The organism is Hufsiella arboris, assembly GCF_009834875.1.
Lineage (GTDB): Bacteria > Bacteroidota > Bacteroidia > Sphingobacteriales > Sphingobacteriaceae > Hufsiella_A > Hufsiella_A arboris.
In genome coordinates, this window is sequence record NZ_WVHT01000001.1 from 124985 (window position 1) to 147226 (window position 22242).

Sequence of the window (22242 nt, forward strand, 5' to 3'; positions counted from 1 at the left end):
ATCCAAAGATTAAGAGAAGTTCATTTTTTTCAATTCTTTCACCGCATGGTCAACAGCACGTGCTGTCAAGGCCATATAGGTTAAGGAAGGATTTTGACACGCTGAAGAAGTCATCGCGGCACCATCGGTTACATAAACATTTTTCGCATCCCAAACCTGGTTAAACTCGTTCAAAACCGAGGTCTTTGGATCACGTCCCATACGTGCCGTTCCCATTTCATGGATACCCATTCCCATGGTATAACCTCCATCGTAAGTATGAACATCTTTAACACCCGCTGCTTCAAGCATTTCCGCAGCATCGGCCATCATATCCTTACGCATTTTGTGCTCGTTATCTCTGATTTCGCAATCGATGTTGAGAACAGGGAGACCCCATTTATCTTTTTTAGTCTTATCTAAAGTGATCTTATTATCGTGATAAGGAAGTGTTTCCCCGAAGGCACCAAGTCCCATCGACCAGTGACCGGGTTCTGTCAGTGCATCCTTAAACTCGCCGCCGATATTCATCTCAGCGATGTCACGACTCCAGTTTTCTCTGCTGGAACCGCCTTGATATCCGAAACCGCGGATATAGTCGCGTTTTTCGCCGTTAAGATTTCTGAAGCGCGGAACATACACGCCATTCGGGCGTCGGCCATAGTAATATTTATCATCATAACCTTCAACCCGTCCGGCTGCGCCGCAGCGGAAATGGTGGTCGATCAGATTGTGGCCGAGTTCTCCGCTGCTGCTTCCTAATCCGCCGTCCCAAACATCAGTTGCCGAGTTCATTAATAACCAGGCTGAGTTTAGTGCTGAAGCGTTCACAAAAATCACTTTCGCGAAATACTCATAAGTTTTATTTGTTTCCGCGTCAATGATTTCAACTCCTTTAGCTAGCTTGGTATCCTTATCGTAAATAATACTTTTTACAATTGAGAACGGGCGCAACGTTAAATTACCTGTCGCTACGGCAGCTGGCAAAGTTGATGATTGCGTACTGAAATACGCTCCGAAAGGGCAACCCAGCCAGCATTTGTTTCTGTACTGGCAATTTGTACGACCTTTATGCGGAACGGTTAAGTTGGCGCTCCGTCCCATTATCATGTGCCGCGCACCTTTGTAATGAGCTTTAATCCTGGCCGCAACATCCTTTTCTACGCAGGTCATTTCCATCGGAGGAAGGAAATCGCCATCAGGCAGTGCAGGAAGATTCTCGATCGAGCCGTTTACGCCTATAAAGCGCTCCACATAGCCATACCATGGCTCGAGATCTTTGTATCTTATTGGCCAGTCAACTGCGATTCCATCTTTCAGATTCGCTTCAAAATCAATATCACCAATACGGTAGCTTTGGCGCCCCCACATCAGCGAGCGGCCACCTACGTGATACCCACGAAACCAGGAAAAAGGCTTTGTTTCAACGTACGGACAGTCTTTTTCATTTGTCCAGTAATTCAGGTTAACTTCGGTCAAAGTGTAATCACGGTTAAGCACCGGATAATCTTCAATCATTTTCTGCGTTTTACCGCCGCGGTGAGGAAACTCCCAGGGGTTTTTGCTAGCATTGACATAGTCCTTTATATGCTCAATGTTTTCCCCCCTCTCAAGCATAATAGTTTTTAAACCTTTCTCAGTAAGTTCCTTCGCAGCCCATCCACCCGAAATCCCCGAACCTACAACGATTGCATCATAGACATTTTCGGCCATAATATTTAAATGTTAGTAGTGACTTATTTTTGTAATTAGGTTAGCGTGTTAAAGTTAGTAAAATAACGAAATAACCAAATTCTCAGTCTCTGAATTTTCGAATATATGTAAAGATTAACTAAATAAGTGTTGAATACACGTTTAAACGCGCATATGTGCACAAAAACGGGAATGTAATTTTTATATTACGTTGAGAATGGCGTTATACAATGCATCTGCCCAGTAGCTGTACATTTTAGCGGAGGGGTGCAAACCGTCGGACGCAACCAGTGAAGCGTCGTTTAAAGCGGAGCGTGATCCGGCCGTAATATCAATATATGTTACAGATTCCTTCTCAGACTCTGCTCTATTAATTTGATTGAAAGCATCGATTTCGGCACTGATGAGTTTATTTGTACCACTTCCACCGAAGGGCGTAACACCCCAATCAGGAATTGATAACACAAATACGCGGTTTTTCTTGCCTCCAGCGAATTCGACGGCCTGCTTTAGCAAACGGGCAAATTCCTTCCGGTAAGTATCTTTGCTGTAGCCCCTGTATTGATTGTTAACGCCAATCAGAAGCGTAACGATATCAAAAGTCTTTGCCGGCTTATTGGTGTTAATCACCTGCTGCAACTCACCTGTCGTCCATCCGCTTCGGGCGATAACCTGTAAATCGACTACTTCAACATTGTGGTTCTTTAATTTAGCTGATAGCTGGAAAGGAAATGATTCAGATTGCTGCACCGATTGCCCGAAGGTATATGAGTCTCCGAGTGCCAGGTAACTTATCTGCTTTGCTGTAATCGCAGTATCAGGTTTATGGCTTAAGGGTCTTGTCAGAACAGGATCATTGCTCTTTTTTGAACATCTGCAAAAAAGATTCAATACAATAAAACACGCTAAAGCAACTTTCATTTTCGATCACAGCCTTTAAAAAAGCTGCATATCGAATAATACGGAAATTTTATCCTTTAGGATTTCCTTTACCTCATTTATATCTGCTCCTTTTCCGAGCTCCTGCTTAATCGAAGTGACGTCCTTATCATCTATGCCGCAGGGAACGATATTTTTGAAGTAGTCGAGATCTGTATTAACATTTAGCGCGAAGCCATGCATGGTGACCCATCTGCTGCAACGCACACCCATTGCACATATCTTTCTCGCGTCGGCTTTATCAGGATCTATCCAGACACCAGTATAACCGGGATAGCGACCCCCTTCAATACCGAAATGAGCCAGCATCTGGATAACGGCCTCTTCCAAAGTTCGAAGGTATAAATGTATATCGGTAAAGAAATTATCCAGATCAAGAATAGGATAACCAACGAGCTGACCCGGGCCGTGATAAGTAATGTCTCCTCCGCGGTTAATCTTATAATAGGATGCTTGCTTTTCTTTTAAACCTTGTTCGTCAAGATGCAGATTTTCCGGTTTGCCGCTTTTACCTAAAGTATATACGTGCGGATGTTCCACAAAAACCAGGTAATTGTCTGTTGGCAGGTCTACGCCTGAATCCCTGTTTAGCATTTTTTGAGAAACAGTTTTTGCAAACAGTTCTTCCTGCTTGTCCCAGGCCCGCTGATAATCAACTAACCCCCAATCCTGAAAGATAACCTGCTTGTTCTTCATATCTTCATCCGGCAACATAGCCGATCATATAATCATTAAACTTTTCAAAATAGATTGTGAAATCCTGGCGGTAGCCTTCTAATTCTAATGACGCGGCAAACGTGCCGCTTGCAGAAATAACGAAAGGCCTCAGCCTGATATTTTGCAGAAAAGAGACGTTATTTTTTCCGTGCAGTTTATAAATAGCCTCTTTCGCGCACCAGCAGATATAAAGATGATCTATGCGGTTTTCCTGATCAATAAACGCCAGCTCATCTTCATTCATGAATTTCGGAGCAACTATCGTAATCTTGGTTTTAATCAGCTCGATGTCTATGCCAACAGGCTTATCTTCACTGATCATTACCGCGGCATAATCGTATGAATGACTCAAAGAAATGTGCTGCGGAAAGTTAACCAGATACGGCTTGCCATGAGTATCTACCTGGCAATCGATATACTTAGTGGTATTGAGCATCTCACGTAATAATACACGGGTGCTCAACCAATGCAGGTTTCGCTTATTATGGCTTAATTTTTCAAGGTAGTCCTTTTCATGAGCCTTTAACTGCAGCTTGCTGTAAAGTTGTTCCGGAGTTTCTTCAATTTTCCATAACGCAAACGACGTTTTACCGTCAAGTGCCTTGCTATATACCAGGCCCATTTTAAATTTTTAAATCGCATGCAAAATTATTGTAAATAAATTATAATTGCATGAGGGTAAGCGGATAACTTTCCGTCTTTTAAATCCTGGAAATCTATACATATAAATCACCGGCAAACTTATGATTCTCTCTGACAAGCGCATTCTCGAGGAAATAGAACAGGGAAGTATAATAATTGAACCTTTTAAACGCGAATGTCTCGGCACTAATTCCTACGACGTACATCTTGGTAAATACCTGGCAACCTATCGCAGCCGTGTCCTGGATGCCAAACAGCATAACGAGATCGATCATTTTGAAATTCCGAAAGATGGATTTATACTGCAACCCAACACGCTGTACCTGGGTGTTACCGTAGAGTATACTGAAACGCATAAACATGTGCCCTTCCTGGAAGGCAAATCAAGCACCGGGCGCCTCGGTATCGACATTCATGCAACGGCCGGCAAAGGCGACGTTGGCTTTTGCAATACATGGACACTGGAAATTTCCGTCGCGCAGCCTGTGAAAATCTACGCGGGCATGCCGATCGGCCAGCTCATTTATTTCTCCGTGGAAGGCGATATTGAAATATTCTACAACTCAAAGGGCAACGCCAAGTATAACAACAAAACCACAAGGCCCGTTGAAAGCATGATGTGGAAAAATAACTTTTAACCTTTCCCCGTTGTTATAGTCAATAATAAAACCCAAATTAGTTCGGGGATTGTTATTAAATGAAAAAGCGAATTCTTAGTTTAGGCGGCATCGTCGCCTGTATTCTCCTGCTTGTCAGTTTCACAGGCGATGATGACCCGATAAAAAACCTGTTTTCAAAACTCGATAAGTTCCGGTCGGAATATCCCCAGGAAAAAGTTTACCTCCACCTCGATAAACCCTATTACTCTATCGGCGATACGATCTGGTTTAAAGCGTATACCGTTAACGCCAACGGCCATATGCTTTCTGCCTTAAATAAGATAATTTACGTGGACCTGATCAGCGAAAAAGACTCCATCAAAAAAACGCTGAAGTTACCGCTTAACGCCGGTATGGCGGATGGAAATTTCTCGCTGACCGATTCGTTAACCGAAGGTAATTACCGTATCAGGGCGTATACAAACTGGATGAGAAACTTTGACGACGAGTTCTTCTTCGACAAAACGATCCAGATTGGAAACGCCTTTTCAAACGACGTTATAACGAACACTACTTTTTCGTTCTCAAAAGAAGGAATTAAAGAGAGGGTTGACGCGGATATCGCCTTTACTAACCTGGCAGGACAGGCATTACCGGATAAAGACGTTTCATACAATGTTGTGCTCGGATATAAAAGCATTGCCCGGGGAAAAACAAAGACCGATCCGCAGGGGCATGCTAAATTATCATTTATAAATACCCAGCCTTTTGTACTTAAGACCGGCAAAATCAATCTCAATGTTGCGCTCGGAAACGGGAAAAGTGCAAATAAAATTCTACCAGTAAAAAACACCTCTTCGGATATTGACCTGCAGTTTATGCCGGAAAGCGGACAACTGGTAAAGGGCTTACGGAGTAAAGTCGGATTCAAGGCCGTGTCAGCCGATGGTTTGGGTGCAGATATCAGCGGTTATGTTATCGACCAGGACAAAAATAAAATTACAGACTTTAAATCTGACTACGCCGGTATCGGATCATTCGCCCTTTCACCTGAACAAGGAAAAAGCTATACCGCTGTTGCTAAACTACCGGATGGTTCGGAGAAAACCTTCGATCTGCCCAAAGTAGCTCAGGACGGTTACGTATTATCGGTATCGAACAATAGCTCCGATTCACTTTACCTGCGCGTTACGGCCTCGCCTTCCCTCACAGCAAGCGGAAAAGAAATCATCGTTCTTGGCCAGTCAAACGCCGAAGTTACATACATAGCAAAAAGCGTCATGCAAAGTAACGGCGGGCTGACCGCCAGGATCCCTAAAGGCAAATTCCCGGAAGGCATAACGCATTTCACGGTTTTCGACAGCGAACAAAAACCTGTAGCAGAACGGATCGTTTTTATCAGGCATCCAAATGAGCACCTGAAAGTCGCCGTTAGCCCTGGCAAAAAATCATACGCGAAACGAGAGAACACGAAGCTCGAAATATCCGTATCGGATGAAAACGGCAAACCGGTACAAGGCGCGTTTTCCTTAGCGGTTACTGACGAGAGTAAAGTTCCTTTCGACGATGACAAGCGGACAACGATATTTTCCAGCCTGCTTTTAAGCAGCGATCTGAAAGGATATATCCAAAACCCAAATTACTATTTCACAAAGGTAACTACCGACAAGGACCGGCAGCTGGATAATTTGCTGTTAACCCAGGGATGGACCCGTTTCAACTGGAAAAACCTGCTTGCCAATAACTACACGGCGATAAATTATAAACCCGAACAAGGAATTACTATCAGCGGCACAGTCAAATCATTAGGCGGTGCGCCTGTACCCGGGGGCAAAGTAACCTTATTTGCGACGAACGGAAACGGTACTGCACTCGATACGCTAACCGATAAGGACGGCCGTTTCAAATTTGAAAATCTTGTATTTACTGACGAGACGCGTTTTGTCGTCCAGGCACGAAATGAAAAAGGGAAGAAAAACGTAGAGATCACTGTCGACCAGATGCCCGCGGCTCTCATATCAAAAAACAAAAACGCTGCCGACGCGGAGATTAATCTTGGCCGCGACTTCATTACCTATTTACAAAACAGCCAGAAGCAATTTGCTGAACTGAAAAAATACGGCGTTCTGAACCGTTCTATTTTACTCAGCGAAGTAAAGATCGTTGAGAAAAAACCCATTCTTAAAAACTCCAGTAATCTGAATGGCGCAGGCTTCGCCGATGCAATCGTAAAAGCCGACCAGCTTCAAAACTATACAGACCTGGCGCAGGCCCTGCAGGGACGGGTTGCCGGCCTGATTATCCGCGGCGGCATCCCTTACCTGATGCGCAGCTACAACACACCCATGCAGCTCATCCTGGACGGCATGTACATGGATGCCGGTTTCCTTACAAGCATCAATGTGCAGGACGTAGAAAGTATCGAGGTTTTAAAAAGCGTGGGAAACACGGCAATTTATGGTTCCCGTGGTGGTGGCGGCGTATTGGTTATAAATACCAAACGCGGCGATGGCGGATCTTCGATGAGCCGGCCGGTTCCGGGAATAACTTCGTACTCGCCTAAAGGTTACACGATCACAAAAGAGTTTTACAGCCCGAAATACGACAAACCGGCGGTAAGTGAAATGCCTGACCTACGGACAACCGTATACTGGCGGCCAAACATCGTAACGGATGAAAAAGGGAAAGCGAAAGTGGAGTTTTATAATTCTGACGGCAGCGGTAATATGAGAGTTATTATCGAAGGCCTCGACCTGGATGGGAGACTGGCACACCAGGAAATAGTATATTCTGTAAACTAATACAACTCGTCACCGTGAGTGTTTATCTCAACCGGCGTAATTAACTAAGCAAGTATTTGAATAAAAGAGCGGCGCATACAGCCCCTATAATTGGCCCCACTACCGGTATCCAGGCGTATCTCCAATCGCTGCCGCCTTTGTTTTTTATAGGAAGTAAGGCGTGTACCATCCGCGGGCCCAAATCCCGCGCCGGGTTAATTGCATAGCCCGTTGTACCACCTAATGACAAACCTATCACCCATACCAGAAATGCAACCGGGATAGCGCCAACAGAACCCAGGCCGACAGGCGTTTTTGTAGCTGTTATTTCGGCGCCGGTAATATAGAAGATAACGAATATCAATACAAAAGCCCCGATAATTTCACTGGCGATATTCGATACATAGTTGCGAACCGCGGGCCCCGTACAAAAAACGGATAAGATAGCGCCAGGTTCATTGGTGCGTTTAAAATGATCGAAATACATCAACCAAACCACAAAGGCGCCCAAAAACGCACCTATGAATTGAGCGAGAATATAGGGCAAAACGCCATCCCAGGGAAATTTTCCGGCAACGGCCAGTCCGATAGTAACCGCCGGGTTTAAGTGAGCGCCACTATACGGCCCTGCAACTGTTACACCTGTAAAAACGGCCAGTGCCCAGGCAGTGGTGATCACCAGCCAGCCGCTATTGTTTCCCTTGGTATCCTTTAAGAGTACGTTGGCAACTACGCCATCGCCTAAAAGAATGATTAACATAGTACCTATTAGTTCTGCTGTAAATGGAGACATCTAGTATAAATTTAAGTTATTAACTAAACTTGTTCACTTTGCTGAGTGTCATCAGCGGAGCACTGTGCGGTATAAATGGCTTTTTCCCATCCCTGGATGCCTGCCTGTATTACCGGCTGGTCGCCGCCCGCGATAAATTCTTTTTCTGCCTGCCAAAGCTGCTGGATTTCTTCCACATTTTTCCAGTAACCTACGGCAAGCCCGGCAAGATAAGCGGCACCTAATGCTGTTGTCTCAACAATGGTGGGCCTTATTACTTTACAGTTCAGCAGATTTGCCTGAAACTGCATCAGCAGATCGTTGGCGGTAGCGCCGCCATCAACTCTTAACTCTTTGATCTTCATTCCAGCATCGGCCTCCATCGCCCTTAGTACATCCATAGTCTGGTAGGCTATCGACTCAATTGCCGCCCTGGCTATGTGGCCGGCTGTTGTACCGCGGCTTAAACCGACAATAGTGCCGCGAACATCGGGCTTCCAGTAGGGTGCACCCAGGCCCGCAAACGCGGGTACAAAAAATACTCCCCCGGTATCAGCCACGCTTAACGCGAGCTTTTCGATATCGGCGGATGTTTTAATGATGCCAAGGCCGTCGCGCAGCCATTGTACTACCGCGCCACCGATAAATATGCTGCCTTCGAATGCGTACTGCACTTCGCCATTAATTTTCCATGCTATAGTAGTCAGCAGGTTGTTTTTTGATGCTATAAACTCGTTGCCAATATTCATCAGCATAAAGCAACCAGTGCCGTAGGTATTTTTAACCATGGCCTTCTCAATACACATCTGGCCAAAAAGCGCCGCATGCTGATCGCCGGCCATACCCGCGATGGGTATTTTTGAAGCGAATATTGTTGTTGTCGTTTCTCCATATATTTCACTCGACTGTTTTACTTCCGGAAGCATACTTTTCGGGATATCCAGTAAGGCTAACAGTTCGTCATCCCATTGCTGAGTGCGTATATTGAACAGCATAGTACGGCTGGCATTGGTTATGTCGGTAACATGTACCTTTCCCCTTGTAAACTTCCACACCAGCCAGCTGTCTACTGTACCAAAAGCCAGCTTGCCGGCATTCGCTTTGTCGCGGGCATCTTCAACGTTATCGAGTATCCATTTTATTTTAGTACCCGAGAAGTAGGAATCTATCACCAAGCCAGTTTTGGAGCGGATTAAATCTGTTTTACCCTCGTTTTTTAGCTGGTTGCAAAATGGAGCGGTTCTTCTGTCCTGCCATACGATGGCGTTATAAACCGGTTCCCCGGTTTCACGATCCCAAACTATTGTTGTTTCGCGCTGATTGGTAATACCGATGGCTTTGATATTTTTACCATTGATGCCCATCTTAACCGTCGCCTCGGCCGCAACTCCGGCTTGTGTCGACCAAATTTCGTTGGGATCGTGTTCAACCCAGCCCGATTGCGGAAATATTTGTGTGAATTCCTTTTGCGCTACTGACCTTACTTTCCCATCGTGATCAAAAACAATGGCCCGGGAACTGGTGGTACCCTGATCTAAAGCTAATATGTATTCTTCCATATTTAAAAATACTATTGGTTTATAAAAAAGATAACTGGTTCAGGTATTGGGTTGATATGGCTCAAGCAAGTATGTCTGGGCCAGTTTTACAAATTTCTTTACTTCTTCTTCTTCCCATTCAGGGCTTTTTTGAAGTTCACCGGCCATTAGTTTTGCTACCACTGGCGCCATATCTACTGCTGCCCGTGCATCTAAAAATAACGCTCTTACCCTTCTGGCTAAAATATCTTCAACGGTACGGGCCATTTCATGTCTTACACCCCAAATAACTTCCACCTTTGTATATGGCAGGCGGCTGTGCAGCTTTTCTTTCCAGGCTGGGTTCTCCTGGGCAAGCTCAAGTAATGAGGCCTCGTCACTTCCATAAATATGAAGATGATTATTAAAGTCTACAGTTTTTGTGTTGCCATGAATCGATAATAATTTAGTTCTACTTTTTGAATAGTTAAGGTTTCCCACAGCAATGGCTTTGTCAATCGTATCTTCTGCCATACGGCGATAAGTTGTCCATTTACCGCCTGTAATAGTGATCAGTCCTGATTCTGAAACAATAAGCTTGTGACGTCGCGAGATCTCTTTCGTTTTTGACGATCCTTTTTCAATTGCCGCCAAAGGCCTCAAGCCGGCAAACACACTGAGTACATCTTTAAATCCAGGCGGTTTTGTGAGGTATTGTGAAGCTGTGCGCAATATGAAGTCGATTTCTTCCTGCAGTGCTACCGGCTCCATGCTATGGTGATCAATAGCGGTATCCGTAGTGCCTAGTACCAGCTTATCATGCCAGGGGACTGCAAAAAGCACCCTTCCATCATCCGTTTTTGGAATCATCAGCGCATCTTCACCTGGCATAAATGATCTGTCGATCACTATATGAATACCCTGACTTGGCTTTACCAATGGTTTTCTACCGGGTTTATCAAAATTTAAGATGTCGTCGACAAACACACCAGTGGCATTAATTACCGTTTTAGCTTTAAACGTATACATCAAATTGCTTTCGGCATCGCAAACCACAACTCCGGTTATTTTATTATCGCCTGATTTTGCCAGGTTTATTACTTTAAAATAGTTAAGCACTGTTGCACCCTGCTCCATGGCGGTTTGGGCCAGGTTTATGGCAAGCCTTGCATCGTCAAACTGGCCATCGTGATAAACGACACCTCCGAGCAAATTTTTTTGCTGAATGTTGCTTAACCTGTTTATCACTTCTTGTTTGGAAATATGTTTCACTCTCCCAAAACTTAGCTTTCCTGCCAATAAATTATACAGCGTTAGGCCGATGGTGTAAAAAGTGCCTGACCACCACTTATAATCTGGTATAATAAACGATTCATTCTTTACCAGGTGGCCTGCATTTTTAAGAAGCAGCCCACGTTCGTATAAGGCTTCCATAACCAAACCGATATCGCCCTGGGCCAGGTAACGCACGCCGCCATGTACTAATTTAGTGCTTCGGCTTGAAGTGCCTTTTGCAAAGTCGGCTTGTTCCAGTAAAAGTGTTTGCAATCCACGTGAAGCGGCGTCCACAGCCGCGCCGAGCCCGGTAGCTCCTCCACCGATAATAATTGCATCCCAGACCTTTTCAGCGCTGATGGCTTTGGCAACAATTTGATCTCTGGCTGTAGTTAGCATATTTATCGTCTAGCCGATGCTTCGGCCTGAAAACGTTTTACATCACCGCCAGGGTTCATGTCTTCAGGACTAATTAAATCTCTTTTGTCAGGTCTTTCAAACACTTAAAATTAACAATATCCTGTTCATAATATGCCGCCGGCGAGTATTCATAATCACAAAGATGTTTTGCTATTGCCAGTGTTCCGCAATTAGATTATAATAATGAATATAATGAAGTTTTTGATAAGCTATCTCCTTTGTGTACAAATGATTCGTTAATGAATCCCGGCGAGGAAATCTACCTGAACGTCATTTCAACGAAACGGACACAGGGATTGACTGAGAAATCTAAACATAACACCGCCTGTTTGTCCGTTACTAATCCAGGACTATGGAAGCGCGCCCGCCAAATAAGATTTGTCTCATTTCCCGTCTCAAAAATCTAAACGAGCAGTTTTTGAGGAACTATTCGAAATTTGATGGAAATGCTTAACATAACGTTTAGTTATCGGACAATAAAGCAAGGGCCACTAATAAGCTAAAAAAAGATTTTTATTCTAATTTTCTAAAATCAGTCACCTTGAACCTATAGGCACCTAATTCATACTCATCAATTAAAAGCCCTCCTCCCTGTAAGGACAAGATCTTTTTTAACTTAGCATCTATTGTGTAATGAGCGCCTGTTTTTATTTTTTTCATTTGGGCCTCCGTTACATCTCCTAATAAACGAACGTTTATTTTATTTAAAACGCTTGGCTCTGCTCGTTCCGGGTCATTGAAAGTTTTAAATGTCACCAAATAAACGGTTTTACCGTTATCATCTACCTTTTGAACCTCCTCTGCATTTAAAGGTAAATTTTCTAAAAAATCAGCCCTCTTCGACCACATCCGTACGCTGTCGACAAATATCTTATCTACGCTAGCTTCTACCACTTCATTGGTTGACCATTCGGGGTGGCTTTCAATAAAATGCCTAACCTTTAGTTCTAAAGGAATTCGATTTTGTGCATCCAAAACTGATTTCGGCTGGTTTGGCTGGCACGCTATTAAAAAAGATAAGGCTGCGGTAGGTAAAAGTATTTTCATTAATTAGAGAAATTTTTTAATCAAAATGCGAATATAATCAAGACCTGTTACCCAAATAAATAAAGTCAAGATAATAACAGATCATGCCTTAGCTAAGTTGTATAATATGTTCATCCTATTTATTAATTCGTAGTCCGATGCGGATTCTAAAAATTAGGTACAGCGTCGCTCTTGTTTACAGGAATGGGAAGATTTCGGCATCCTTGTATTCTTCTATCTTCAAATGCAACAGAGGTTTTTTTAAGGTTCTCTTTAAGATAAGCCAAGATTTTCATCCCGAGTATAAAATTGTCATGGGAATAATCCGATAAATTATATTCATGAGATGCTATGATCGATAGGTGGATATTATTGCGAATGTCAAATAACTTATTTATCTGATCGAAAAATTTTTCAGGCAAACCAAGTCGCTCGTGGAATAGATTAATGGCCTGTTTTCCTTTAATGTGCCGTGTACTGTTGATGTATACCGGGCAGGATGAATTATATTTACAAATACCACTTTCTCGAACGCAATAAGCATGAAGTGCGCTAAGTTTCGAAATTAATAAAGCCTCTATAATGGATGTTAGATTTATTATGGCCTGTTTAACAAACAATTTTTTTACAATACCAAAAAGGTTTATTCTGTATAAAACGAAAGTATGCAAATCATTCTGCATCAGAGCGTAAGCTATGCTAGCGCGCAAATTAGGATCTGAGACATTAACGTCTAAATCAAAAAGCTCTGTAAAATATTGTCGTTTTCTAATGTAGTTATCTGGAATATTAACTAAATTGAAAGAGTTGGGGTTGATATTTACATGTGGTGTATTAACGTGTTTTTTTATTATTAATTCCAATTGCTTTATAGCATCGTTTGCGTTGTCAAACGCATTTTGTATCTCTTCCTTCTCTTCGTGAGTCATGCCAGAAAAAATCTAATTAAATCTTAAAGCCGTTGCTCCATGATAAATAAGGTAATTCGTCGAGTACAGCTTAGGATGTTGCCGCAGTTATTTTTCTCTTACTTGCCGCATTTGATATGAAAGATCATCTTTTAAAGAGTTCTTCAATCCACCTGTATACATAAAGGGAAACAAAATGATGAACAAACTCAACCAGGAAAAGCCATAGACGAATATTACATAGTATAAGCTACATATAAATATTGGACCCACGGTAAGCTTCAGCAATTTGTAATCTCTGCCGCAATAGTAGACAAAAAAAGTTCCTAGTAACACGGAAGAAAAAAGTATGAATACAAATGCACAAAGACACGCAACAAATAAATTGAAAGTAAGTCCCCAGTCATAAACATATCTCAAGAAAAAGTTCATCGCGATTGGAGTTCCAAAAGCTATCAGAAGCATAAGCAACATTTTAACACTTTTATTCATGAGCTAATTGGTTATATTTATCTAATTATCTACTCAACTTTGAAAGTTTCCACTTCTTAGAAGAAATTAATATATTTATTTTTATAAAAGCACAGAGTTTGTAATCAATTGATCACTACTTCGGCAAAACCTTTATTATTATAAATTTCCCATTCTTAACCTGATTGTAATTGCCATCCTCATCAACGTAAAAAAGTTCTCCTGTTTTTGTGTCTAATATTCTTGTATAACCCTCCTGATTAATCGCCATAGTATACCTTCCTTTTTCAAACCCCTCACTAATCTTAAAAAGTAAATAGGTTGCAAAAACCGCTACGATTAAAAATAGAATTTTTAGGATGTTATTAATCATTTTAATATGCTAATTGATTAAAAATAGTTGATTTAACGGTTACAGATTTAGAAATTTTCGTATTTCTTCATCTTCCTTTCCAAGCGTTCTTATCCATCGGCCCGTCTTTGAATTAAATTTAAAAATATCAAAAACAGGAAAAATAGCGTCTTTTTTTTCATTTGTGTAGGAACCTTTAATACATATATAAACAGAATTCAGGCTATAATTAAAAGGCTCTAAAACAAATTCAATAGACTTTCCTGTTTCGTAAGTTAAATGAATGCCATCTGGGAAAGGATGGCTAAAAGTATTTAGCATATGTAAACCTCTGGGAGTATTTAGTAACACAGCTGATTCCAATTTAACATCATAAGCGTTAGCACTTTTACCTGAACAGTATGGAATATCAAATGATGTAGTTGAGTCGTTGATTTTTGTTACTGATATACCTCTATGACAAATATCTATAACCGGCCGAGTGATCGGATTTTCTTCCTCTTTAATCCTTTTTTGAAAGTAATAAGAGCCAAAACCACCTAAAGCGGCCATTACCAATCCAATCAATGTAAAAACCTGAGACCATGTTACAAGTGATTGAAAACTCATATGATTTAATATTTTCACTATCTATTGATTTGGGCGATTTGTCCTATGGTAGATGTTATTCCAGACTATTAATATGTTCCTTTAATGAATAAAAATCCACGGTATGGTGTTAACCCCAACAGAAGATAAAACCTATAGCTATATCGTATAATTTATATACCATAGTATTTTTTCAACAACTCTACTAGCAAGCCACCAGCTGCCGCCACACCGACCTCCCAAGAACCCTCTATCGATTTATTAACCATCTTAGATAGCCATTTTTTTACATTAGGTCCGAATTGGTTGTTTTCCAAGCTTTCGACAGCAACAATATCGGCAATTTCGTTAGTGTCATCTATGTTCACTTTATTCTTAATAAGTTCGTCTTTTAGGCCCGAAATATCTCCTTTAGTTACATTTACATTTGCAGTGATTGTGTTGTGATTTCCCGAAGTTATAATATTGCCTTCTCCTGAAGAGTGAATATTAATTTGTGTCATAATATGCGTTACTGATTTATTTAATTCATTTTTGTCAATAGAATATTCGTCGATTTCAGGGAATTGTTGTTCTAGTTTGAGTATTAAGTCAAGAAATTTTGCTCTTATCTTTGAAATCGAATTAACAAATTCGCCAATATGTACTTGTATTCTCCCTTCGATAATTTGGATTTCTGCACCATTTTTCTGCGCCTCTCTCGTTAACATTGCGCAGAAATCCGCACCCATTGGCTTGATGATGGTGTCGCCATATTTACCAGTCGAAGTGTCTTCTAAAGATTTTACTCCATCATCGATTTTAAACTTTATCAATTCTTTCGCTATTTTATCCCCGAAAATTGATACTGGCAGCATTGTATTTTGTTGATAATTGTACCCGTCTGAAATAGTTCCAATTGGGCTTGCTTTAGCTATTCTATATTCAGGAATTTCATCTGAATAATTAAAACCATTTAATTCTTTATTCACCCATTCATAAAGTGGAACATTCCCAATTCTACTTGCGAATACTTGCGTTTTTAACAACGGAGTTGTAAGCGACTTTTCATCATCAGATAATAGCTTAATAATTTCTTTTATCATTCCTATCGAAGTTTATAATAACATATAACGATTTGCAGGTTTGCGATGGCGGGTTTGTAACCACAAACATTAATGCGACCACCTAAACCACCATCAACGACAAAACTGTGTGCGAGCACGAACCTAACCTTTTGTAAATGTGGTGTTATACGCTGGTTTTTCCGTTTTTATCAATTAGTCGTTGGTCTATTTTCTTTGTTAGTTCGTACACGTATTCAAAATAGTCTGCAGCATTTTCTTTTGCGAAGTTTTCTATATGTAAAGCTTGCATGAACGGAATTATCTTCTGATTCACAGTTACAGGTTTAATTTCTGTCGATTGTGAAAAACCGCCTTGAAACATCGTCGTTTCGTTAGGTAGCCCATTTAAAATTTTTGTTGAGTCTGCGTGAGAAAAACCATTTCTCATTAATTCTCGAATCGTGTTGAATAAAAATTCTTTCTCATTCTCAGTTATTAAGTCAAGCTTTCCGCATTTTTCAATAGAGTTTCCTAATGGAATTGAGCTGTATTTTTTATTCGGTTCCTCAAACGTAGAATCCCAGTCTCGAACTGGTTTTTGTCCGATTCCTGCTTCGTTATAAATTAACGATAACTTCAAAAGTCTTTCGAGTAAATTATTTGTCAAAGTGATCGATGCTCTGTAAAATTCGAGTATAGGCATTTGTTAATTTCAAATACAGTACCCCCTAATTCACTGAATACGTCACATTCAAAATCAAAATATTTGGAACGACTTTGAAAATTACTATTAAAGTTGTCTATTAATGCTTTTACAAAAACTTCCTTTTCCATATTTTGAACTCGGTTTTTACCCGTTTTAACCTCACTTTAACTTATTATTAATAAGGATGATAAGGCCGTTCTTATGGAACTCCTGTGGCTGATTACGCCATCTTGCAACCTCTTTCAAATATAATTTCTTTAACCCACATAATAATCCTTTTCATTCCGATCCTTTATACAATTTAAACCTCAGCTATGAGAAAAATCTCCTCCACACAGGAACGATAGTTTCGATGCCCCATTCAACCAACTCCATGCAGCATCCAGTCAGACTCGGTGATACTTAGCGGAAAATATTCGGAAGCACTTGAAACAAAAAAGTCTTCGCAATGGAGGGTTTTGTGTAGTTGTGAACTTGCATCGGTTCCACCCCGTCTCACAAAACCCTCCTTTTATGATACAACCAAAACCAACCTCACAACCCCGCGTATCCCTTAAAAATCCATCTCAAATGGGCATCTCAAAAACTCAATACCAATTTAATAAAATGAGACGGGAATAAGAGACATCGGTAGCGGCCACGAAACAATTGCGAACGCGCGTTCGTAATTTTCGCTGTGGTTTATGTTTGCGCTTAAAATCGTGAAGTCTATACAGTCAATCATTCGCATCTGCCAGGCAATTTCAGGACGAGATAGATAGCTATGTTAGGATTACCAGCAACCATTGTATAGCTAATCCAGGATTATCAACCCAAGATGTAAAGTATTTCAGGACGGAACAAGGCCAAGCCAAACAGGGTACAAATCCCATTTTTCTTCGGATCTTCTTCGGATGATATACGGATTGCCTTCGCATATTCTATAAACATTATGTGATGATTATCCATCGGATTATCGTTTCGGATTATTTTTTTATATTTAAAATACCAAAACCTTATAACAATCATTATGGGAAAACTTCCAAACGGAATTCTTGGCGGTATCAGCGGAAAAGTCGGCACCGTAGTTGGCTACGTTATGAATGGGAAGGCTTATGTTCGCAGCGCACCACGCAAGAGCGAGCAAAAGCCAAGCGCAGCACAATTGGCCATGCGGCAGCGTTTTGCGCTGGCTCAGAACTGGTTAAAGCCCCTGACTCCTTTCGTCAGGATTGGGTGCAAAAATTACGGCAGCTCAGGCCGGGGCTTTATCGCCGCTAAATCCTATTTGATGCATTATGCGCTCACCGGGACGCACCCGGAGGTCTCAGTTGACCCGGCGATGGTGATGGTTGCCTGGGGCAAGCTCCCGCAAGCAACAGGTGCTTCTGTCAGCCTGGACGCCTCGGGTAACCTCTCTTTTCAATGGGATGCCAACGAATATCGTGGCACCAATTTTCAAAACGACCATGTCATGTTATTAGCCTATATACCGGAAGCTAAGCTGGCGGCTTTTGATCTTTGCGGCGCCCGGCGAAGCAAGGGAGGAGACACGCTGAAGCTTGATGCCGGCTTCTCTGGAAAAGAGGCGGACGTATATATGGCGTTTATCACGGAAGAACGTGAAGAGCTGTCGAACAGTCAGTACCTGGGGCGAATTACAGTTATATGATTTTGAGTCAAAACATGGCCGGTCGGCCAGTTTGCACTTTTCGATATCAGCAGCTATTGCTAATTTTAATGAGTTGTTTTACGTGCCTAAAGGACAACACCAACCGCCTGGTAAATAATTAACGTTACTCCCCTGATTTGGAGTAATCGAGTTCACGTACTTTTATATATTGGTTGGCTTGCTCTTCATAATACAATTCGACATAATGACTGCTATCTAAAATCTTAACTACCCTTCTGTTCTTTTTAGGCTGGCCTTTGATCAGTTCACTATCCCAGTCATACGTAAATTCTTTCTTGGTTGCATCATAATCGCCTATCTGCATCTGAATATCGCTCCCAATGTGATTATTAATGGATGTGGTATAAAATTTCATTCGGGTATTATCATACCCTTCTATCTGCATACTTTTATAATTATCTTCCTTCATTTTTCCATTAGCAATTGGCAGTGGCAATTTACCGCCGGTGATTTCTACGCTGTAGAAACGACCATCATAAATAGGTTTACGCACAAGCGTTCCTTTTACAAAACTCAATTTAGCATCCTGGAAATTCCAGGTTCCGACGAGTTGGTTAAGCAGCGCGTGGTTATTGCCTGGTCGGGAATAATCCAGCATTTGATTCATTTGTTCATTGCCCTTCTGCTGTGAAAATCCCGGCGTTTGAATCAATAGTGCAAATAGTATTGAGGGAATAATTTTCTTGAGATAGCTTTTCATAGTGATAGATTTGACGTCAATAACCAAATTTAGGAAATAGCTGCATTAATGGTATTAATTCTTCTGAATCCATTCCACCTGCGGTTGGTGCAAGATGCCTGAGGAGTGTCTTAGAAAACAAGAAACAGACAAATAGTCCCGCGCCTCATTTCGCTGCCCCATCTAGCCATGAAACACAGACCGCGGTACAATAAACCTGATGGGCGCGGAAAGCTTTTTTGCGGCTTGGCTCCTTCTCCTTCGGAGAAGGCGGGGGATGAGGCCCCAAAAAACTTGTAGCAACAGCAGGGCTGCAAATGCCATGCAAGATGCCGTTGGTTTTCAAATATTCCATAAGCCTTAAAACAGTGCCCATTACTTGTACATGGAATTCAACACCGTTTCGATTATCATCTAAATAAGCCCCTGTTTTAATTTGCCCCGTAACTCATTATATTATAAGTCTTGCTGATTGCCTTAATTATTCGGATTGCATCTGCAATATTATTATGCATGCATAAAAAATTGTAATAACTTACGCCCTTTAACAGACCACTTTATGAATACTATTCAGCTAAGCGTTCGTGACAAGATTGCTTATCTTACACTAAACAGGGGGCGCTCAAACCCGATAAATACAGAATTGTGTAATGAGCTGTTACGGGCTATCCGTGATATCGAATCAGATGAAAACATCGGGGGATTGATTTTAGCGGGCGGAGAGGGATTTTTTTCAGCCGGGGCGGATCTCATCGAGCTATATGATTATAATGAAGAAGAAGTTCGCAACTTCTGGACGACTTTTCTGCAACTTACGGCCAGGTTAGCGGCTTTTAAAAAACCTCTTGTAGCTGCTATAAATGGCCACAGTCCGGCAGGCGGCTGCGTAATGGCCTTATGTGCTGATTACCGCGTTATGGCCGAAGGAAAGTACATCATCGGGCTGAATGAAGTGCCCGTTGGCATCATTGTGCCGAACAGTATTTTCAGCCTTTACTCCTTTTGGGTTGGGACGGCAAACGCGCATCGGTTTTTGCTGGAAGGAAAATTGTTAACCGGCGAAGAAGCGCGCGATTGCGGCTTAGTTGATGAGCTGGTGAGGCCCGAATCGATCATTACTTCCGCCGAGCGGCAGATGAAGAAATATCTCCAGTTAAGCTGGAAAACCTGGCAGCAAAGTAAAACGAATATCCGGCAGGACCTGGTCGCAAAATTATCGGCCGATTTCAGTCCCATGCTCGACGAAATGCTTAAACAATGGTGGGCGCCGCAAACCAGGGCAGCTCTGCAGGTGATCATTGAAAATCTTAAAGGAAAATCCGCAAAAAATGGATAATCAATTTGCTTCGGAAATGTTAAGGGATAACGCTTTTAAGGGAAAGACGTTTATCGTAACCGGCGGCGGCACAGGCTTAGGAAAAGCGATGGTTACCTATTTTTCAAAACTTGGCGCCAATACCGTTATAACCAGCCGCAAACTGGATGTGCTGCAAAAAACTGCTTTCGAGATTGAGCAACAAACCGGTAATGCTGTTTTAGCGCTTGCCTGCGACGTACGGAATTACGATGAGGTTGAAAAGGTAATTGAAGCAGCTCAAGATAAATTCGGCCGTATCGACGGCCTGGTAAATAACGCGGCGGGAAATTTCATCTCTCCTACCGAGCGTCTTTCGGCTAACGCATTTTCAACTATCATTGATATCGTTTTAAAAGGAACGGTAAACTGTACGCTGGCGGCCGGAAAATCCTGGATAGACAAAAAACAGCCGGGAACAATTCTGAACATTGTAACCACTTATGCTTTTACCGGATCCGGTTACGTCGTACCTTCGGCCTGCGCAAAGGGTGGCGTTCTGGCTATGACGCGTTCATTGGCTGCTGAGTGGGGCAAATATAATATCCGTACGAATGCTATCGCCCCGGGGCCATTTCCAACCAAGGGCGCATGGGAGCGCTTGCTGCCGGGTGATCTTGCTGAAAAATTCGATTTTAAAAATCGTGTACCCTTAAAGCGCGTGGGCCATAACCAGGAACTCGCGAACCTGGCGGCCTTTCTGCTCTCTGATTTTTCGGCTTACGTAAACGGGGAAGTAATAACTATTGACGGCGGCGAATGGCTGCAGGGTGCAGGACAGTTTAACGGACTGGAAGCTATACCGAATGAGATGTGGGATGAACTGGAGAAGATGACGAGATCGGCGAAGGGAAGCTGAGATGGTTGATGGTTGATGGGGAATGGAAAATGGTTGTTGGGGAATGGACCATGGCTGATGGCTGATGGATGATGGAGAATGGGTAACAGGGAATGGGGAATGGATAGGAGACGGGAAAGTTGTTCATAAATCGTTAGGCTAGCGTTCATGCGGAAGGCCAAAGCTGACGCTGATTGCCGGCAGCAAATCGTTAATTGCAGTGCCCAGCGTTAGGGATTGAAACGAAAAGCCCGCATGTGCCGAAGGCGCAGGGGACTTGCAGTGGAAAGCCCGGCACGCCTGCCGGCGGGCAACGCCCAAAAAGAAGGAAAGTTGATTGGTTGATGGTTAATAGTACATGTTCGATAGTAGATGGTTGATTGCCGATAGTTAATGGATGAAAGCTCACACCAGCCAACAATAACAGATCACTAAAAAATAACAACACATTTATGCAATATAACCCGGAATTTATGACACTCGCCTACGAAGAAGCCCTCAAAGGTTATAATGAAGGCGGGATTCCGATCGGCTCGGTGCTTGTTCATAAAGGCAAAGTAATAGGAGCCGGCCACAACAAACGCGTGCAAAAAGGCAGCGTTATCCTGCACGGCGAGATGGATGCTTTGGAGAACGCGGGACGGCAGCCAGCCTCCGTTTACCGGGAATGTGAGCTTTACACCACTCTCTCCCCCTGCCCGATGTGTTCCGGTACAATTTTGCTTTACGGTATACCTAAAGTCATCGTAGCGGAGAACCAAACATTTATGGGAGCGGAAGAACTGCTTCGTTCAAACCAGGTGGAAGTTATTGTTGTAAACGACGAAAGATGCCATGAGCTTATGCAAAAGTTTATCGCCGAAAAACCTACGCTCTGGAACGAAGATATCGGCGTGTAACGGATTGTTTACAGTACCGATTTTAAACCGTTTTTGCCTGTAGTTTGCGTATTTTTGCCATATGAATATCCGCTTTGGCGAAACTCAGACACAGGAGCAGACATTTACTTTTGAAGAACTACTTGCCGGCCTTAAGGTCAACCACCGGCTTATACTTTGGAACGATGAAGTAAACACTTTTGAACATGTGATTTACTGCCTTATAAAATACCTCGATTACAGCGATTCCCAGGCTGAGAAAATTGCCTGGAAAGTTCACAACGACGGTAAATGCAATATATTGGAAGGTTCCTTTACTGAACTGGAAGTTTATCGCAAAATTTTGCAGCAGGAAGGCCTGACCGTGAGCATCGACTAACATTCACACAAAT

At 42.3% G+C, this 22242-nt stretch carries 21 protein-coding genes; 7 read left to right on the forward strand and 14 right to left on the reverse strand.

The genetic code is table 11. The annotated features are described in order from the left end of the window. Positions 1-9: 9 nt before the first annotated feature. From GS399_RS00565 to GS399_RS00580, 4 genes are all read right to left on the reverse strand, one after another. Complete coding sequence (locus tag GS399_RS00565; protein WP_160842560.1) at positions 10-1692, reverse strand: GMC oxidoreductase; 1683 nt, start codon at positions 1690-1692, stop codon at positions 10-12. A 180-nt stretch (positions 1693-1872) separates the two neighbouring features. Further along, entirely contained in the window at positions 1873-2592 is a 720-nt protein-coding gene (locus GS399_RS00570) for an SGNH/GDSL hydrolase family protein (RefSeq protein ID WP_160842561.1), read from the reverse strand. Positions 2593-2607: 15 nt separating this feature from the next. Continuing rightward, on the reverse strand, positions 2608-3324 hold the full coding sequence (gene lipB / locus GS399_RS00575; RefSeq protein WP_237487831.1) for a lipoyl(octanoyl) transferase LipB: 717 nt from the start codon (positions 3322-3324) through the stop codon (positions 2608-2610). Then, complete coding sequence (locus tag GS399_RS00580; RefSeq protein ID WP_160842562.1) at positions 3311-3949, reverse strand: 4'-phosphopantetheinyl transferase family protein; 639 nt, start codon at positions 3947-3949, stop codon at positions 3311-3313. Before GS399_RS00580 ends, lipB begins: the two co-directional genes overlap by 14 nt. Positions 3950-4070: 121 nt before the next feature. Between GS399_RS00580 and dcd the strand changes: the two genes are divergently transcribed. Then, complete coding sequence (gene dcd, locus GS399_RS00585; RefSeq protein ID WP_160842563.1) at positions 4071-4607, forward strand: dCTP deaminase; 537 nt, start codon at positions 4071-4073, stop codon at positions 4605-4607. A 59-nt stretch (positions 4608-4666) separates the two neighbouring features. Next, on the forward strand, positions 4667-7369 hold the full coding sequence (locus GS399_RS00590) for a carboxypeptidase regulatory-like domain-containing protein (protein WP_160842564.1): 2703 nt from the start codon (positions 4667-4669) through the stop codon (positions 7367-7369). A gap of 40 nt (positions 7370-7409) precedes the next feature. Here the strand turns inward: GS399_RS00590 and GS399_RS00595 are convergent, their stop codons facing one another. The 9 genes from GS399_RS00595 to GS399_RS00635 all read right to left on the reverse strand — a co-directional run bounded on the left by GS399_RS00595 (position 7410) and on the right by GS399_RS00635 (position 16390). Beyond that, positions 7410-8141: an MIP/aquaporin family protein gene (locus GS399_RS00595; protein WP_160842565.1), complete on the reverse strand. Its 732-nt coding sequence runs from the start codon at positions 8139-8141 to the stop codon at positions 7410-7412. Between the two features lie 23 nt (positions 8142-8164). After that, on the reverse strand, positions 8165-9679 hold the full coding sequence (gene glpK / locus GS399_RS00600) for a glycerol kinase GlpK (protein ID WP_160842566.1): 1515 nt from the start codon (positions 9677-9679) through the stop codon (positions 8165-8167). 39 nt (positions 9680-9718) lie between these two features. Next, positions 9719-11311: a glycerol-3-phosphate dehydrogenase/oxidase gene (locus GS399_RS00605; protein ID WP_160842567.1), complete on the reverse strand. Its 1593-nt coding sequence runs from the start codon at positions 11309-11311 to the stop codon at positions 9719-9721. Between the two features lie 534 nt (positions 11312-11845). Next, the gene (locus GS399_RS00610; protein ID WP_160842568.1) at positions 11846-12379 is read right to left on the reverse strand and encodes a hypothetical protein; all 534 of its coding nucleotides are present in this window, start codon (positions 12377-12379) and stop codon (positions 11846-11848) included. 146 nt (positions 12380-12525) lie between these two features. Further along, complete coding sequence (locus GS399_RS00615; RefSeq protein WP_160842569.1) at positions 12526-13287, reverse strand: hypothetical protein; 762 nt, start codon at positions 13285-13287, stop codon at positions 12526-12528. A 586-nt stretch (positions 13288-13873) separates the two neighbouring features. Further along, positions 13874-14110 carry a hypothetical protein gene (locus GS399_RS00620; protein WP_160842570.1) on the reverse strand — a complete coding sequence of 79 codons (237 nt, stop codon included), beginning with the start codon at positions 14108-14110 and terminating at the stop codon, positions 13874-13876. Between the two features lie 39 nt (positions 14111-14149). Further along, positions 14150-14698 (reverse strand): hypothetical protein, encoded by a 549-nt coding sequence (locus GS399_RS00625; RefSeq protein WP_160842571.1) that lies wholly within the window; start codon positions 14696-14698, stop codon positions 14150-14152. A gap of 152 nt (positions 14699-14850) precedes the next feature. Next, positions 14851-15762, reverse strand: a complete 912-nt coding sequence (locus GS399_RS00630; RefSeq protein ID WP_160842572.1) for an AbiTii domain-containing protein — start codon at positions 15760-15762, stop codon at positions 14851-14853. 145 nt (positions 15763-15907) lie between these two features. After that, on the reverse strand, positions 15908-16390 hold the full coding sequence (locus tag GS399_RS00635; RefSeq protein WP_160842573.1) for a hypothetical protein: 483 nt from the start codon (positions 16388-16390) through the stop codon (positions 15908-15910). A gap of 1048 nt (positions 16391-17438) precedes the next feature. Here GS399_RS00635 and GS399_RS00640 point away from each other — a divergent pair. Next, complete coding sequence (locus GS399_RS00640; RefSeq protein ID WP_160842574.1) at positions 17439-18080, forward strand: DUF6266 family protein; 642 nt, start codon at positions 17439-17441, stop codon at positions 18078-18080. 124 nt (positions 18081-18204) lie between these two features. Here the strand turns inward: GS399_RS00640 and GS399_RS00645 are convergent, their stop codons facing one another. After that, the gene (locus GS399_RS00645; RefSeq protein WP_160842575.1) at positions 18205-18801 is read right to left on the reverse strand and encodes a DUF1579 family protein; all 597 of its coding nucleotides are present in this window, start codon (positions 18799-18801) and stop codon (positions 18205-18207) included. 538 nt (positions 18802-19339) lie between these two features. On the opposite strand from GS399_RS00645, the gene GS399_RS00650 reads away from it, so the two are divergent. The 4 genes from GS399_RS00650 to GS399_RS00665 all read left to right on the forward strand — a co-directional run bounded on the left by GS399_RS00650 (position 19340) and on the right by GS399_RS00665 (position 22229). Beyond that, entirely contained in the window at positions 19340-20116 is a 777-nt protein-coding gene (locus GS399_RS00650) for an enoyl-CoA hydratase/isomerase family protein (protein ID WP_160842576.1), read from the forward strand. Further along, positions 20109-20993, forward strand: a complete 885-nt coding sequence (locus GS399_RS00655) for an SDR family oxidoreductase (RefSeq protein WP_160842577.1) — start codon at positions 20109-20111, stop codon at positions 20991-20993. Before GS399_RS00650 ends, GS399_RS00655 begins: the two co-directional genes overlap by 8 nt. A 452-nt stretch (positions 20994-21445) precedes the next feature. Further along, a complete protein-coding gene (locus tag GS399_RS00660) occupies positions 21446-21871 on the forward strand; it encodes a nucleoside deaminase (RefSeq protein ID WP_202409346.1) in 426 nt (141 codons plus the stop codon). Between the two features lie 61 nt (positions 21872-21932). Beyond that, complete coding sequence (locus GS399_RS00665) at positions 21933-22229, forward strand: ATP-dependent Clp protease adaptor ClpS (RefSeq protein WP_160842579.1); 297 nt, start codon at positions 21933-21935, stop codon at positions 22227-22229. The last annotated feature ends 13 nt before the right edge of the window (positions 22230-22242 follow it).

Coding starts and splice junctions, on each gene's coding strand:
- dcd (WP_160842563.1), top strand. CDS start 4,071: ATGATTCTCTCTGACAAGCGCATTCTCGAGGAAATAGAACAGGGAAGT.
- lipB (WP_237487831.1), bottom strand. CDS start 3,324: ATGTTGCCGGATGAAGATATGAAGAACAAGCAGGTTATCTTTCAGGAT.
- GS399_RS00590 (WP_160842564.1), top strand. CDS start 4,667: ATGAAAAAGCGAATTCTTAGTTTAGGCGGCATCGTCGCCTGTATTCTC.
- GS399_RS00630 (WP_160842572.1), bottom strand. CDS start 15,762: ATGATAAAAGAAATTATTAAGCTATTATCTGATGATGAAAAGTCGCTT.
- glpK (WP_160842566.1), bottom strand. CDS start 9,679: ATGGAAGAATACATATTAGCTTTAGATCAGGGTACCACCAGTTCCCGG.
- GS399_RS00665 (WP_160842579.1), top strand. CDS start 21,933: ATGAATATCCGCTTTGGCGAAACTCAGACACAGGAGCAGACATTTACT.
- GS399_RS00610 (WP_160842568.1), bottom strand. CDS start 12,379: ATGAAAATACTTTTACCTACCGCAGCCTTATCTTTTTTAATAGCGTGC.
- GS399_RS00565 (WP_160842560.1), bottom strand. CDS start 1,692: ATGGCCGAAAATGTCTATGATGCAATCGTTGTAGGTTCGGGGATTTCG.
- GS399_RS00640 (WP_160842574.1), top strand. CDS start 17,439: ATGGGAAAACTTCCAAACGGAATTCTTGGCGGTATCAGCGGAAAAGTC.
- GS399_RS00615 (WP_160842569.1), bottom strand. CDS start 13,287: ATGACTCACGAAGAGAAGGAAGAGATACAAAATGCGTTTGACAACGCA.
- GS399_RS00620 (WP_160842570.1), bottom strand. CDS start 14,110: ATGATTAATAACATCCTAAAAATTCTATTTTTAATCGTAGCGGTTTTT.
- GS399_RS00625 (WP_160842571.1), bottom strand. CDS start 14,698: ATGAGTTTTCAATCACTTGTAACATGGTCTCAGGTTTTTACATTGATT.
- GS399_RS00570 (WP_160842561.1), bottom strand. CDS start 2,592: ATGAAAGTTGCTTTAGCGTGTTTTATTGTATTGAATCTTTTTTGCAGA.
- GS399_RS00595 (WP_160842565.1), bottom strand. CDS start 8,141: ATGTCTCCATTTACAGCAGAACTAATAGGTACTATGTTAATCATTCTT.
- GS399_RS00605 (WP_160842567.1), bottom strand. CDS start 11,311: ATGCTAACTACAGCCAGAGATCAAATTGTTGCCAAAGCCATCAGCGCT.
- GS399_RS00660 (WP_202409346.1), top strand. CDS start 21,446: ATGACACTCGCCTACGAAGAAGCCCTCAAAGGTTATAATGAAGGCGGG.
- GS399_RS00580 (WP_160842562.1), bottom strand. CDS start 3,949: ATGGGCCTGGTATATAGCAAGGCACTTGACGGTAAAACGTCGTTTGCG.
- GS399_RS00650 (WP_160842576.1), top strand. CDS start 19,340: ATGAATACTATTCAGCTAAGCGTTCGTGACAAGATTGCTTATCTTACA.
- GS399_RS00655 (WP_160842577.1), top strand. CDS start 20,109: ATGGATAATCAATTTGCTTCGGAAATGTTAAGGGATAACGCTTTTAAG.
- GS399_RS00645 (WP_160842575.1), bottom strand. CDS start 18,801: ATGAAAAGCTATCTCAAGAAAATTATTCCCTCAATACTATTTGCACTA.